General features: G+C 52.0%; 14 protein-coding genes and 1 tRNA gene. 5 read left to right on the forward strand and 10 right to left on the reverse strand.

Features of this window, described 5'->3' with window-relative positions; all coding sequences use genetic code 11:
• The first annotated feature begins 85 nt into the window (after positions 1-85).
• The 3 genes from WG31_RS08730 (at position 86) to WG31_RS08740 (ending at position 2,391) form a co-directional block, all read left to right on the forward strand.
• Positions 86-967: a LysR family transcriptional regulator gene (locus WG31_RS08730; RefSeq protein ID WP_035352600.1), complete on the forward strand. Its 882-nt coding sequence runs from the start codon at positions 86-88 to the stop codon at positions 965-967.
• Between the two features lie 458 nt (positions 968-1,425).
• The gene (locus tag WG31_RS08735) at positions 1,426-1,929 is read left to right on the forward strand and encodes a MucR family transcriptional regulator (RefSeq protein WP_006116515.1); all 504 of its coding nucleotides are present in this window, start codon (positions 1,426-1,428) and stop codon (positions 1,927-1,929) included.
• A 147-nt stretch (positions 1,930-2,076) separates the two neighbouring features.
• Positions 2,077-2,391, forward strand: a complete 315-nt coding sequence (locus WG31_RS08740; RefSeq protein WP_035352595.1) for an integration host factor subunit beta — start codon at positions 2,077-2,079, stop codon at positions 2,389-2,391.
• Here WG31_RS08740 and WG31_RS08745 read toward each other — a convergent pair.
• Both WG31_RS08745 and murJ read right to left on the reverse strand, forming a co-directional pair.
• Positions 2,383-3,645, reverse strand: coding sequence for a UdgX family uracil-DNA binding protein (locus WG31_RS08745; RefSeq protein WP_063354274.1), 1,263 nt, complete (start codon positions 3,643-3,645; stop codon positions 2,383-2,385). The two genes, WG31_RS08740 and WG31_RS08745, sit on opposite strands and share 9 nt — an antisense overlap.
• A 28-nt stretch (positions 3,646-3,673) precedes the next feature.
• A complete protein-coding gene (murJ, locus tag WG31_RS08750) occupies positions 3,674-5,224 on the reverse strand; it encodes a murein biosynthesis integral membrane protein MurJ (protein ID WP_063354275.1) in 1,551 nt (516 codons plus the stop codon).
• A gap of 174 nt (positions 5,225-5,398) precedes the next feature.
• On the opposite strand from murJ, the gene WG31_RS08755 reads away from it, so the two are divergent.
• Positions 5,399-6,571, forward strand: coding sequence for an AI-2E family transporter (locus tag WG31_RS08755; RefSeq protein WP_063354276.1), 1,173 nt, complete (start codon positions 5,399-5,401; stop codon positions 6,569-6,571).
• A 42-nt stretch (positions 6,572-6,613) separates the two neighbouring features.
• Here WG31_RS08755 and WG31_RS08760 read toward each other — a convergent pair.
• The 7 genes from WG31_RS08760 to WG31_RS08790 all read right to left on the reverse strand — a co-directional run bounded on the left by WG31_RS08760 (position 6,614) and on the right by WG31_RS08790 (position 11,073).
• Positions 6,614-6,687, reverse strand: a tRNA-Pro gene (locus tag WG31_RS08760).
• A 64-nt stretch (positions 6,688-6,751) separates the two neighbouring features.
• Entirely contained in the window at positions 6,752-7,525 is a 774-nt protein-coding gene (locus WG31_RS08765; protein ID WP_063354277.1) for a MerR family transcriptional regulator, read from the reverse strand.
• On the reverse strand, positions 7,518-7,838 hold the full coding sequence (locus WG31_RS08770) for an integration host factor subunit alpha (RefSeq protein ID WP_003623929.1): 321 nt from the start codon (positions 7,836-7,838) through the stop codon (positions 7,518-7,520). Before WG31_RS08770 ends, WG31_RS08765 begins: the two co-directional genes overlap by 8 nt.
• A 72-nt stretch (positions 7,839-7,910) precedes the next feature.
• Complete coding sequence (locus WG31_RS08775) at positions 7,911-8,891, reverse strand: beta-ketoacyl-ACP synthase III (protein ID WP_063354278.1); 981 nt, start codon at positions 8,889-8,891, stop codon at positions 7,911-7,913.
• Between the two features lie 64 nt (positions 8,892-8,955).
• Positions 8,956-10,062, reverse strand: coding sequence for a phosphate acyltransferase PlsX (plsX, locus tag WG31_RS08780; RefSeq protein ID WP_003623933.1), 1,107 nt, complete (start codon positions 10,060-10,062; stop codon positions 8,956-8,958).
• An 87-nt stretch (positions 10,063-10,149) separates the two neighbouring features.
• Positions 10,150-10,353: a 50S ribosomal protein L32 gene (gene rpmF / locus WG31_RS08785; RefSeq protein WP_006116507.1), complete on the reverse strand. Its 204-nt coding sequence runs from the start codon at positions 10,351-10,353 to the stop codon at positions 10,150-10,152.
• Between the two features lie 165 nt (positions 10,354-10,518).
• Entirely contained in the window at positions 10,519-11,073 is a 555-nt protein-coding gene (locus WG31_RS08790; protein WP_035350645.1) for a DUF177 domain-containing protein, read from the reverse strand.
• A gap of 246 nt (positions 11,074-11,319) precedes the next feature.
• Here WG31_RS08790 and WG31_RS08795 point away from each other — a divergent pair, with 246 nt between their 5' ends.
• A complete protein-coding gene (locus tag WG31_RS08795; RefSeq protein WP_019088338.1) occupies positions 11,320-11,883 on the forward strand; it encodes an outer membrane protein assembly factor BamE in 564 nt (187 codons plus the stop codon).
• A 12-nt stretch (positions 11,884-11,895) separates the two neighbouring features.
• Here WG31_RS08795 and WG31_RS08800 read toward each other — a convergent pair whose 3' ends face one another.
• Positions 11,896-13,278, reverse strand: a complete 1,383-nt coding sequence (locus tag WG31_RS08800) for an ATP-binding protein (protein ID WP_006116504.1) — start codon at positions 13,276-13,278, stop codon at positions 11,896-11,898.
• Between the last annotated feature and the right edge of the window lies 1 nt (position 13,279).

Below are 13,279 nucleotides of genomic sequence, written 5' to 3' on the forward strand. Positions count from 1 at the left end.
CCAAGGGAGCCAATTCCTGCACGTAATACACCGCATAAAACACGGCTGTGTTTTTGTAACTTCATTCAATTTGCAGGAGGCATGCGTGGACTGGGACAAACTCCGGGTTTTCCATGCAGTGGCAGAAGCCGGTTCCTTTACCCACGCGGGGGATGTGCTCAACCTCAGCCAATCTGCCGTATCACGGCAGATTTCTGCGCTGGAAGACGTCCTTCAGGTTCCTCTCTTTCATCGGCACGCCCGCGGCCTGATCCTAACGGAACAGGGTGAAACACTTCATAAAACCGTGCGCGAAGTCTTTTCCAAACTGGAAATGACGCAAACACTGCTGACAGAAAGTAAGGAAAAGGCAGCCGGGCGGCTGCGCGTAACCACAACCACCGGCTTTGGTAACTGTTGGCTTATGCCGCGGCTTCATCGCTTTATGGCAGATAACCCGGAAATAGATATCTGCCTGATTTTGGAAGATAATGATCTTGATTTAGGCATGCGGGAGGCTGACGTGGCGGTGCGTATGCATGCACCCAGACAGCCAGACCTGATCCAACGCCACCTGGCGGATTTTAGCCTGCCAATTTTTGCTGCCCCTCTCTATATTGAGAAATACGGCATGCCAAAATCTCTGGAGGAAATCAAAGAACATCAATTGGTGTTATTTGGTGAACACCATCCTCCGGTTGCGCATGTTAACTGGCTGGCCCAAGCCTGCCGCAACGATGGCAGCACGCAAATTGCTCGGCTAGAAGTTAACAGCATGGCTGCTATGGCCTCTGCTATTGCTGCGGGCTTGGGCATTGGGTCCATTCCAACTTACGCAGCAAAAGAATTTCCAGATCTGGTTCAGATCCTGCCGGAAATTACCACTCCAACTGTAGATGCTTATTTTGTTTATCCGGAAGAACTGCGCAGCTCTAAACGCGTAGCTGTTTTCCGTGATTTTCTTATGAGTGAATTAGGTATTCGGTAAATATTCTCGCATTACCAAATATCTCACAATAAAAAGCCTGCTCCCATTTTTAGGGGCGGGCTTTTTTATTTTTATATACCACCGCCCCTCTCAACAGAAATATTCCAGTAGCTCTTATTCTTAATTTTTTCTGATAAATATGTGTAATTTTTGCTGTATCTGTCTTCCATCATAATATTTTACTTTGAACTTATGTAAAAACCAAACATTTTAGAAAATTATGGCACTGGATATTTCTTGCAACCTTAAGTGATGTTTCTGCGTTTACATAAAACGAGCACACAGCCCTAAGCAGAACAATAAACCCGAACACACGATTACAGAGAGCCGAAATATTACCGTTTGTTTATTATTTGAAATGAGCAAAACTTTCTGCATTGCTTCCAATAATGTTCTTTTATGGACAATTATGCGCTGAAATTGTGAGTTCACCATTCACAAACTACAGTTAAAGGAGTATGGAGTGCAGATATTCACACCAAATTCCTATTGGATTTATCATGAGTGAGAACCAGGACTACTCTCCCCTTCTTGATCTGGTATCAGAGATCGTTTCCGCACACGTCTCCAATAACCAGACAGACCCTGCACTTATCCCGGGCATGATCCGTGATATTTATCAGGCACTGAAAACCGCTGAACATCCGCAGAATGAGCCGGAAAAACTTCAGCCAGCAGTGCCGGTAAAGCGCTCGGTATTCCCGGATTACATTATCTGTCTGGAAGACGGGAAAAAGCTGAAGATGCTGAAGCGCCACCTACAGAGCGCTTATGGCATGACACCTGAACAATACCGTGAACGTTGGGGCCTGCCCGCAGACTACCCGATGGTAGCCCCTAACTACGCAGAGCGCCGCTCTACTCTGGCTCGTGAAATTGGCCTTGGCCGTAAAATTCATGCCGCTGGGGATGAAGAAGAACAGGGTGGCCGTGGCCGCCGCAAGAAGTCTCCTACAGCATAAATTTGTAGAAACTGACGACTAAAAAGGTCTGGCGGTATTTCTCTGGTTCATACCGTCAGACTTTTCTATCTTGACGTCTTCTTCATCATTACGGAATGTTCTGAGTATAATTATTGTACACACAACAGCCGGGTGGGAGAACTTAAGATGACCAGATCCGAGCTGATTACAGCCCTGATGCAAAAAAATCCGCATCTTCAGCTGAAAGAAGCAACACGACTTGTAAATATTGTATTTGGCACCATTACCAGCAGCCTTGCGGAAGGCAGCCGCGTAGAATTACGTGGGTTTGGTGCATTTTCTGTAAAAGAGCGTGACCCACGCGTTGGCCGCAACCCAAAAACAGGGGTGCAGGTTCAGGTTGGCAAAAAGCTCGTTCCCTTCTTTAAAACGGGCAAAGAGCTACACCAGCGCCTGAACAAGCCTGTTAGTGGTAGCAAACGCTCACGCTCCTCAGTCTGACTGCTGCGTTATAAAACTATGTGCCAGACGTAAGTCTTCTACAAAGCGTGCATATTCCCGCGCTTTGGCCTCTTCATTCGGCAAGCGCAGCAAGTAAGACGGGTGCACCGTGACCAACCCCGAGCACTGCTCATTCAACTGGAAGATGCGAGAGCGCTCGCGCGAGATGGTAACAGGCCGCTTGAGAAGACTCTGCGCTGCCGTAACACCTAACATAACAATCAGCTTGGGTTGTACTAGCCTACGCTCTGCATCCAACCAGATTCGGCAGGCCTCGACAGACTCCTGATCTGGCTTCTGATGCAGGCGCCTGTTGTTTCTCCATGTAAAGCGGAAGTGCTTTACCGCATTTGTCACGTAAATGTGATTCCGTAAAATACCTGCTTCTTCCAGCGCCTTATCAAACACCTGCCCTGCTGGCCCAACAAATGGACGGCCTGCCAGATCTTCCTGATCTCCCGGCTGTTCCCCAACAAACATCAGAGGCGTATTTTCTACGCCTTCTCCAAAAACCGTGCGCTTGGCAGGTTGCCATAAAGAACAAGCTCTACAGTCCATGGCCTCTGCAGACAAAGACGTGAGAGAAGCCGCCTGTGCAACATCCTCTAGCGTAGGCACCAGCACTGTGTTGGGATACCCCTGCCACATGCCCTGCCCGTCCGCCTGCCACATATCCGCAGAAACATGCGCGGCCTCAGCCTCACCTGCGGCAAAATGCAGTTGGTTTCCATCCCACCACATCCGCCGATAAGGTGTCATAACCTCCCATGGTTGGGCATTGCGCTCTATGCAGAAGCGTCCATTTGCTTCCACAATGTAGTTCTGCGGTGTGTATTGCAGGCTTTTACTTTGGTGTTGATTACTGAATGTCGAAAAAGCTAGGCGAAACTGCTCCGTTTCTTGCTTAACGCTCTGCACAAGCTCTCGAAGCTGCTGGATATCCGGATCTTCCCGTAAATTTTCCATATCCAGCAAGCCATGCGTGAAGCGGTAAACAACACGATATAAAAGCTCAAAACGCCCTGGATGATGCGCCTGCAATGCTTCCAACACGGCAGTTACCAACTTACGCGGAAGGTTAAGAGGCGCGTCATTATCGGCGGAATCTGGCGCTTCCAGCACCCAAGGTGTTTGCCCTTTGCCCGCTACACGCCAAGTTATGCTTTCGGGGAGCACCTGTTTTTGCACATAATGGCGTGTAGCGGCCCGCCATGTTGCCAGATCCACCTGGTGCGCCAGTACAATCTCAACCATCCCCGGCTCCCTTTATTTTTTATGCCCGTTAGGTGCGCTTACGGTTTAAGCGCCTGCGCAGCCCCGCCAGCAGATCTGCCAAGTCTATAACGCCCAGCATGTGCAACATACCGGCATAAAATATGCCCCCGGCCCCTACCATAACGGTCAGCCATATTAACCGCATAAGAAAATGCATGGGCAGCGGCAGCAAGGTTTCTATGCCAACAAGCAGCAGCGCCATAACAGCCGCCCCTAGGCCAACCCGAGCAATGCCACCCAATAGTTCTGGAGCAAGGAACAGTGCATTTTTTTGCCGAAGTAAAAAAGCCAGCACAGCCACATTTATAACAGCGGCCAAACTACTGGCCAAAGGTGGCCCCATATGAACCAGAGGCTTCATGAACAGTAGATTAAGCACAAAATTAAGCAGTAGCACGCCAATACCGATGTAAACCGGTGTGCGCGTATCCCCGCGTGCAAAAAATGCTGGAGAGAGAACTTTCACAAGCACAAAAGCGGGCAAGCCAATAGCATAAGCCCGCAAGGATTGCGCTGAAAGCAGTGCATCATGCTCGGTGAAAGATCCGTGGCCGAACAGAACAATCATGATCGGCCCTGCCAATACCAGCAAGCCAGCTACAGCCGGAAGTGTGAGCAGCAGAACATATTCAATAGACCGGTTTTGCGCTGCGTGCGCTGCATCTGTTTCTCCTGCTGCTAAATGGCGCGTGAGCACAGGCAAAAGCGTGGTACCAGCCGCCGCCCCCAAAACCCCCAAAGGCAACTGGTTAATCCGGTCCGCAAAATACATAAGGGAAACACTGCCTGCCGGAAGCAGTGTGCCAATAATGGTATCAATAGTAAGGTTAATCTGCCCAACACCACTGCCGATCAGCCCCGGCACCATACGGCGCAGCAACAGGCGGATACGGGGCGTAAGGGCTGGCCACAAAGGCATTAGGCCAAAATGCGCACGCTCACACGCCCAGAACAGCAGCCCCAGTTGTGCAACGCCCGATGCCGTTACCCCCCATGCCGCAGCGTAAGCAACATTCGGCAAAAAGGGTGAAGCTAGCAGAATGGCTGCAATACCCACTACGTTGAAAGCCAGATAAGCCGCCGAGGCCACACCGAACCGGTGCAAACCATTAAGAACACCGGCCAGCAGCGCTGCCGCGCAAATCAACACCAGATAAGGAAAGGTAATACGGCTCAGGCTGACGGCTAGAGCGTATCTATCCCCACTTTGTAAAAAGCCGGGAGCGATAACCTTAAGCACCTGCGGCATAAAAATTTCGCCCAGCACGCATAAAAATACCAGCCAGACCAGCATAACGCCCAAGGCCCTGCGTGCAAAAAGCTGTGCTTCCTCTTTGCCTTCTCGCGTCATTACAGAAGAAAACAAAGGCACAAAGGCTGCGTTAAATGCACCCTCCCCAAACAAGCGCCGAAACATGTTAGGCAGACGAAATGCCACCTGATAGGCATCCTGCAATGCCCCTGCACCCATAAAAGCTGCCAGAAGCTGATCCCGAACAAGGCCAAGAACACGGCTGAGCATTGTCCAGCCGCCAACGGTAAGGAAATTTTTAAGCATGACAGGATCAGTTCTTACTACGCCGCAGGAAACTGCGCGACACTAACGAAAGTGTCAGAAAAAGATACGGAAATATGATCCTTATGCGGCATATCTGGTTATGGCATAGGCAGCGCCGCCATACCGCGATATGGTCTGATAACAAAGCTTATGCTCGCCCCCAGCATACAAAATATGCTGAAGATAAAATGTTATTGCGGAACCCCTGGGAGAACACACCAGAATATGCCCGATTCATTGCCATCACAATTTCTTCCGGATTCACCGCGCTGCTCTTTTATCAAACCAAGCCAGCGCTCTCGTCGGGGGCAGGAAATGGCGCGTACAGTTCTGGCGCTGTTTATTGTGGGAGTAGCCGTTTACACTATCCAAGGCTTTTTGCCCGCATTGGCATGGGGAAGTGTTTTTGCCATTGCCACATGGCCTCTTTATACGCGCGCTTGTAATAAATGGCCTCATGCAGCCTCTGGCACGCTTCTGCCCTTGTTATTTACGGCAGCCATGGCATTGCTATTTGTTATTCCGCTTACTCTTGTAACGCTGGAAGCTGTGGGAGAAGCCCAGAGCGCACTGGAATGGCTATCTCATGCGCGCGAATATGGTGTGCCTGTGCCCGATGCCATTCATCGCCTACCTTTTGGAAGTGCCGCCATAAGCAAATGGTGGGAGGCGCATCTTTCAGACCCGCGTGATCTTTCTGGCATGCTGGGTAATCTGGATAGCAAGGGTGTGGCTGTTACACGCGCCGTGGGTTCGCAGGTTGCGCATCGCGCCACATTGTTTTGCTTTTCCATCCTAACCTTGTTTTTTCTGTATAAAGATGGGCTTTCCGTTATCCGCCAGTGCCGCGTGGTTTCATGCCGCGCTTTTGGTAAACGCGGAGAAAGCATCGGGCGCCAGATTGTTGCTTCCATTCACGGCTCTGTTCAAGGGCTGGTGCTGGTAGGTATTGGGGAAGGCTTGCTGCTTGGCATTATCTATGTATTTGCCCATGCCCCCCACCCTGCTTTATTTGGCGTGATTACGGCCGTGGCAGCCATGATTCCTTTTTGCGCCATGATAGCTGTCGGCTTGGTCTCTCTGCTCATTCTGGTGCAGGGTAGCTCTGTTGCCGCCATTACAACTTTTTGCATTGGCGCAGTGATTATTTTTACCGCTGACCACTTTATCCGCCCTGCCCTTATTGGCGGCAGCACCAAGCTGCCCTTCCTTTGGGTACTATTGGGTATTCTGGGCGGCGCAGAAACATGGGGGCTGATTGGCCTGTTTGTTGGGCCTGCGGCTATGGCTGCACTCAATCTGCTATGGTGCCGGTGGGCATACGGAAACAACCCAAAAGCCAGTTAGGCTTTTGGGTTGTTCTGCAACACTGATTTTTCAGAGAAAATATCGGGCAGGCGGGATTCGAACCCACGACCCCCAGTCCCCCAGACTGATGCGCTACCAGACTGCGCTACTGCCCGTTAAGTGTGGAGTGGTGTTTAGCAGGAGGTTTTCTGCAACACAACCCACCCCTGACACAATTTTTTAAGAAACCAGCTTTTTACGGAACTCTTCTAGCTCCACCAGCACATCTGCCAGATCCTGACATAGCTGACGGTTCTGTTCCACCAGTTCTGTCATATGCGGATGCGGCTCAATAGATGCAAATGTCACCACTGCATCTTCCATTTCTGGTGATAGATCTGCAGCACCCTCAACATTCTCAGCAACCACTTCTGGCTCTGGCTCTGGCTCTGGCTCTGGCTCTGGCTCTGGCCCTGGCCCTGGCCCTGGCCCTGGCCCTGGCCCTGGCCCTGGCCCTGGCCCTGGCTGGATTGTGGATGCATTATCATCCACAGCAACTGCTTTTTCGGCAGAATCTTCTACAATTTCAGATTTTTCTACCACAGCTTCAGATGGTTCAGTTACCTCTGTTGCAGTTTCTGGTTGCTTTTCAGCCTCATCTTGTGGGGCTGTTTCAGATGCAGGCACATCACCGCTTTGCAGAATCCGCTGCACACCTTTGATGGTATAACCCTGAGTGTAAAGCAAATCTGCAATATGGCGTAAAAGCTCTATATCGGCTGGCCGATAATACCGGCGGCCACCACCGCGCTTTAACGGACGCACCTGATGGAACTGCGTTTCCCACAAGCGAAGGGTATGCTGCGGCACATGAAGTTCATCTGCCACTTCGCTGATTGTCCGAAAAGCAAAGGGCCCTTTATCGGAAGGCGCTGAATTCGTGCTTACATTTTCCGTTGCCGGAGGAGACTGCTCTCCCCCTGTTTCGGAAAAAGTCTGCGCCTCATCAGTCATGATCATGCTCCGCTTCTGCATCTAGCGTTTCGTGGTTTACTTCAGCGCGCAGAAGCTGACTCGGACGAAAGACCAAGACCGAGCGCGGCAAAATCGGAACTTCCTCACCCGTTTTCGGATTACGACCGCTCCGTTGGCCTTTTTTCCTAACCGAAAAAGTGCCAAACCCGCTGATTTTAACACTTTCGCCGCGTTCAAGAGCGTCCATCACCGTCTCCAGAACATCTTCCAGAAGAACGGAGGATTCTTTACGAGACAGGCCAACCTGCTGATAGATCTGCTCTATCAAGGATGCACGTGTGACAGTTTCCATAAAAATTAAAGTAACACGCTTACACGCCGCGTCAATTCATTCACGCAGTTGTGCTTACAATATGTTCTAAAATTATAGCCTTACCAAAGCGGAACCCCATGTCAGACCACCACCCAAGGCTTCCATCAAAACCAGGTCACCTTTCTGGATACGTCCATCACGCACAGCCTCATCCAATGCCAAAGGCACAGATGCCGCTGAGGTATTGGCATGCCGATCAACCGTTATCACCACCCGCTCAGCAGGCAGGTTCAGCTTTTTGGCAACGCCTTCAATAATGCGGATATTCGCCTGATGCGGCACCAGCCAATCTACATCTGCGTAAGAAAGGCCTTCAGCTTCCAGCGCTTCATCTACAGAAGAAGAAAGTTTGCCAACGGCATGGCGGAACACGTCACGCCCGCTCATTTTCAGATGTCCGCTTTTATCTGGCTGTCCCACGGCACCATCCACATACAATAGATCGCCCGCTGTACCATCGGAATGTAAATGCGTGGAAAGAATACCGCGCTCACCCGGCTCATCCGAGGCAGAAAGCACGACTGCACCAGCACCATCTCCAAACAGCACACAGGTTGTACGGTCTTCCCAATCCATGATGCGGGAATACACTTCAGAACCGATAACCAGCGCGTTCCGAATCTGGCCGGAACGGATAAACGCATCTGCGGTGGAAAGTGCAAAAATAAAGCCAGAGCACGCGGCAGTAATATCAAAGCCAAAGCCCTGCTTTATGCCCAATGCGGCCTGAACACGTACAGCCGTTGCAGGAAAAGCCTGATCTGGCGTGGCTGTCGCCACAAAAACTGCATCAATATCTTCAGCCGTTAGCCCCGCATAGTCTAAGGCGCGCCGTGCGGCCTCTGCCCCCATGCTGGCTGCCGTATCATTCGGCCCAACAAGATGGCGGCGGGTGATACCTGTGCGGGTTTTGATCCATTCATCTGATGTTTCAAGACGTTCTGCCAGCTCTGCATTGCTAACAACCCGATCTGGCAGGAAACCGCCAAACCCTACCAGAAGCGAACGTTTCGCCATAAACCGTTCTTTCATTATCAGCCAACAGCATGCGGTAGCGACCCAACATGCCGCTACTGATCAGACAGTCTTGTACCAATCAGGAAACGGGAACCGCTGGCTCGCGCTCCTCCGCATTTTGCTGGGGAGAGAGAAGTGCACTCATATGGGAGAGACGATCACGGATACTGTCATTAAATCCGTGCGTCACCATATCCATCGCCACATCAACCGCTGCGGCAAAACCTTCTGCATCCGTGCCGCCGTGAGACTTAACAACCACACCGTTCAGGCCTACAAAAACGGCCCCATTGTAACGGCGCGGATCAAGCCATTCCTTCATGCGTTCCAAACCCGGACGCACAAGCAGATATCCAATTTTGGAAACAATACCACGCTTAAATACGCGCCGCAGGAGAGTGGTTGCCATTTTAAGCACCCCTTCCCCGGTTTTAAGCGCGACATTTCCGGTAAACCCATCAGTTACAACCACATCGGTTGTGCCTGCGGTAATATCATGCCCTTCCACAAAACCATGGAACTGCGAAGCCAGTGGGCTTTCTCGCAGGGCTTCTGCTGCTACACGCAGCTTTTCATCACCCTTCAGCTCTTCCGAACCGATATTGAGCAACCCGATAGAGGGCGCAGGCAGCCCCAACACAGCCTTGGCAAAAGCTTCACCCATTACGGCAAACTCTACAAGGTTGCGCCAGTCACACGCCACATTCGCACCCAAATCCAGCATGACCACATCACCCTTGATGGTAGGGCTGATGGCCGCCATGGCCGGACGGGAAATACCCGGAAGGGTTTTAACAACAATCTTGGCCAAAGCCAGCATGGCACCGCTGTTACCAGCAGAAACCACACCACGGGCACGGCCACTTGCCACGGCATCCATGGCAAGGCGCATGGACGATCGCCGCATCCGCAAAGCAGATGTTGGCTTCATATCCATTGGGATAGACTGATCCGTATGCGAGATAGTGCATATGGATGCAGCCTTGGGGTACTTTGCCAGCAAAGGCCGCAACTGGGATTCATCCCCCAGCAGCAGCACCTTGATGCCTCGGTGCCGTTCAGCGGCGGCGGCGAGCCCGGCGACAACAACTTCCGGAGCCCCATCACCTCCCATTCCATCCACGGCAAGGCTGAACACCTCGTCCTGTTCAGAAAGGGAATTATCTGGAATCTCGGTCTTGTTCATGCCTGCTTCTCTGCCATACCGCAGATGCCTTGCTCCCACAGAACGCGCATCACGCTGCAATGCGCGTTTTACCGCAAACCCACGCTATTAAGCGCGGACAGCAACCTTAAGTGCCTTACCAGAAGCAACCACTTCACGACCATCGTAATGGCCACAATGGCTGCACACATGGTGCGGGCGCTTCAGTTCGCCACAGTTAGAGCATTCAGCAAAAGCTTCCACGTTCAGAGCTTCATGGCTGCGACGCATGCCACGACGTGAAGGCGAGGTTTTCTTCTTGGGTACAGCCATGAGCCCGAGCCCCCTCTTGAAAAACGGTTTAAAAACGCCCGGCAGCGTGTTTTTTCACCCCACCGAACAACAACACAGGTTTATCACCAGACTGAGCCGGGGCCTCTAGCAGACAGCAAGCATTTTCGCAAGCAATCCGGAAAGAAAACCCGTACCGCGCCTAGATCAGGCCTTCCCCGGTTTTAGCCGAGACAGGGCCGCAAAGGGGTTCTGCTTTTCATCCTGCTCCCCTTCTTCCAGAAGTTTTTCTGCCTCTTCCTCGCTCAGAACAAGGCCTTCTGGCAGATCAATTTCCGGCGCATGTGGGTATGGGTCCAAATCAAGCGCAAACTGCTCTACCGCAGCTTCACCCAAGTCAATATCCTGCCCTTCATACGGAATTTCATCAATTGCATCCAAATCAGGCTCTTCGGGTTCTACAAACCGTTCAGAAGGCACAAACCGAATGTTGAATGCTCCTGCCAGAACATCCTCAAAATTTTCAAGACTGACAACGCAGGTCTGCGTATAATGAACAGCCAGCGCACCTTCTGCCTCCACCACGCTGTGCCTATCGGCCTTAAGCAGATACCGACAGCGAAAAAGTGTAATTTTTGGCAAACCAAGGCGGCGAGCAATCGCTGCACATTCCTGTTCTGTTGCTTCCACCGTCACTGCAGTTTCCTGCCCTCCGATTCGGCGCAATGCCATTGGGCGGGAAAATTCTGGTTTTTCAGACATGGCAGCCTCCTGAGCTGGCAGAGGAAGATCGTTTACAGGGGCGCATACACTTACGGGCACATCCCCATCTGCAACGCTTTTTCTAATTGGGGCTTTTTGAAGGAAAGCTAAAGGGGGTAAAGTGTAAAAACGAATGGAAAAAACCATTCTGTAATTGACGCTTCGTATCAGTTTGAGGCATCCGACTGTTACATGGCCGCGATGTGCGGATGCCTTAAATGTTATACTTAGGGAAGCCTCAACCGAATGAAGCAGCCACGCCAGAACAAAATATCACGCCTGCGGAATACCTGCGGCGCGTTGGCGGCAGTAATAGCGCTTTCTGGCTGCGCCGTGTTTGGGCCAACCCCCACGCCCCGTGGCTCTTTGATTGAGGCAGATGATTACAACCAGCTTATTCCCGGCGCCAGCACACGGGCCGATGCGTTAGATCTGCTAGGCTCCCCCACCACCAAGGGAGCGTTTGATGACAACACATGGATCTATATTTCCATGAGCACATATCTGATTCCCATGGATTTTCCGGGAATCGGCAAGCAGCAGGTTGTGGTGCTGAAGTTTGATGATGCAGGCAACCTTCAGAGCTTACGCACACTGAACAAAAAAGATTCCCGCTCTGTCGCCATGATCAACAGCATCACCCCCACGCCGGGCACAAAAATCAACATCCTACAGCAGATTCTGGGGAACGTGGGCCGCTACAACCCCATGCAGAATATGATGGGCGCGGGCTCCGCAGGCGGTGGCGCAGGGGGTATGGGCATGAACAATCAGGGGCCAGGCCACTTTGGTTCTGGCAACTCTCTGTAACTGCCAGCAGGTCTAGCGCGGCAGGAACAGCCTGACGCGCAGGCCACCCATTGGGGAATCCAGCAATTCCATCTCGCCGCCATGTGCGCGCACGATATCGCGTGAGATTGTTAACCCCAGCCCGGTTCCACCCCCACGCCCGCTCTCAAAAGCCCGTAGAACGCCGTCTCGACGTTCTGGAGGGATACCCGGCCCATCATCATCTACCATCACCACAACGCCATCTGATCGGCTCTGAGCGCTTAAATTGATATGCTTTGCATAGCGCCGCGCATTATCCACCAAATTGGTTAATGCGCGGCGCATGGCATCTGGGCGCATGTGCACGCGCAACCCCTGTGCCACACGCACAGAAAAAACATGCGCGCCAGCCCGCCGGGCCGCAGCAGCCACGTCTTCCAAAAAGGGTTCTATTTCGGTTTCTGCAACGTTTTCGGCCCCTTCCCCCCGTGCAAAGGCCAAATAACTGGCAATCATGTGCTCCATTTCAGCCACATCACCAATCATGTCTTCCACGTCGGGTTGAATATCCTCTGCACGTACCATGCCGGTACGGGGCATCATGTCCAAAGAAAGCCGCAAACGGGTGAGTGGTGTGCGCAAATCATGCGATACACCCGCCAGAACCCCCGTGCGTTGCGATACAAAACGGTAAATCCGATCTTGCATGCGGTTAAAGGCCACAGCAGCTTTACGCACTTCCTGCGCCCCTGCCGGACGAATAGGGCCAATATCACGCCCAAGCCCAAACTGTTCGGCCGCATGAGCCAACCGCCGGATAGCCCGCACTTGGTTACGCATGAACAGGCTGGCAATCACAAACAGCAGCAAGGAACTACCAACAGCCCATGCCACAAACAGCCAGATCTGCCCCATATCCAACCGTTTACGCGGTGCTTCTACATCCAGCACACCATCTGGCAACTGAATGGAAATTTTGACTGTATGGGGGTCTGCCCGCCAGTTTACAAAAAACGGATAGCTAATGGAGGCACGTAAGGCGCGAGCCAGATCTTCATCCATAGGCCCCAGCACATGGGTAGAGCCAAAACGCCTAAGCCGCGCATTGGAATGCCACGATTCCACCAACTGCAAATGTTGCTGGGCTTGCTCTACAAACCACTGCCGGTCTGCCGGTTTTTTCAAATGCTCCAAGGCGTTCAATGAGAGCACAATTTCCGATGTAACGGAATCTGAAAGACGCCGCGAGGCAACCTGTAGAAAATTACCGTAAAACACTTCCAGCGCGATGCCCTGCGTGATCAGCAAGGGAATGAACACAATCAGCAAAGATCTCGCCAGAAGCGAACGTGGAAGCACGCGCCGCATGGATTTTTCCACCCTGCGTGATTTCCAGAATGAGGATGGAAAAAGCTTTAGCCCGCTGCGCTGCATG

The sequence above is a fragment of the Acetobacter oryzifermentans genome, assembly GCF_001628715.1.
GTDB classification, from domain to species: Bacteria; Pseudomonadota; Alphaproteobacteria; order Acetobacterales; family Acetobacteraceae; genus Acetobacter; species Acetobacter oryzifermentans.

What these genes read in the sequence shown, in the direction of transcription:
- plsX (WP_003623933.1), bottom strand. Translation starts at nt 10,062, where the DNA reads ATGAACAAGACCGAGATTCCAGATAATTCCCTTTCTGAACAGGACGAG.
- WG31_RS08755 (WP_063354276.1), top strand. Translation starts at nt 5,399, where the DNA reads ATGCTGAAGATAAAATGTTATTGCGGAACCCCTGGGAGAACACACCAG.
- WG31_RS08740 (WP_035352595.1), top strand. Translation starts at nt 2,077, where the DNA reads ATGACCAGATCCGAGCTGATTACAGCCCTGATGCAAAAAAATCCGCAT.
- WG31_RS08795 (WP_019088338.1), top strand. Translation starts at nt 11,320, where the DNA reads ATGAAGCAGCCACGCCAGAACAAAATATCACGCCTGCGGAATACCTGC.
- WG31_RS08770 (WP_003623929.1), bottom strand. Translation starts at nt 7,838, where the DNA reads ATGGAAACTGTCACACGTGCATCCTTGATAGAGCAGATCTATCAGCAG.
- WG31_RS08765 (WP_063354277.1), bottom strand. Translation starts at nt 7,525, where the DNA reads ATGACTGATGAGGCGCAGACTTTTTCCGAAACAGGGGGAGAGCAGTCT.
- WG31_RS08800 (WP_006116504.1), bottom strand. Translation starts at nt 13,278, where the DNA reads ATGCAGCGCAGCGGGCTAAAGCTTTTTCCATCCTCATTCTGGAAATCA.
- WG31_RS08745 (WP_063354274.1), bottom strand. Translation starts at nt 3,645, where the DNA reads ATGGTTGAGATTGTACTGGCGCACCAGGTGGATCTGGCAACATGGCGG.
- rpmF (WP_006116507.1), bottom strand. Translation starts at nt 10,353, where the DNA reads ATGGCTGTACCCAAGAAGAAAACCTCGCCTTCACGTCGTGGCATGCGT.
- WG31_RS08775 (WP_063354278.1), bottom strand. Translation starts at nt 8,891, where the DNA reads ATGAAAGAACGGTTTATGGCGAAACGTTCGCTTCTGGTAGGGTTTGGC.
- WG31_RS08790 (WP_035350645.1), bottom strand. Translation starts at nt 11,073, where the DNA reads ATGTCTGAAAAACCAGAATTTTCCCGCCCAATGGCATTGCGCCGAATC.
- WG31_RS08735 (WP_006116515.1), top strand. Translation starts at nt 1,426, where the DNA reads ATGGAGTGCAGATATTCACACCAAATTCCTATTGGATTTATCATGAGT.
- murJ (WP_063354275.1), bottom strand. Translation starts at nt 5,224, where the DNA reads ATGCTTAAAAATTTCCTTACCGTTGGCGGCTGGACAATGCTCAGCCGT.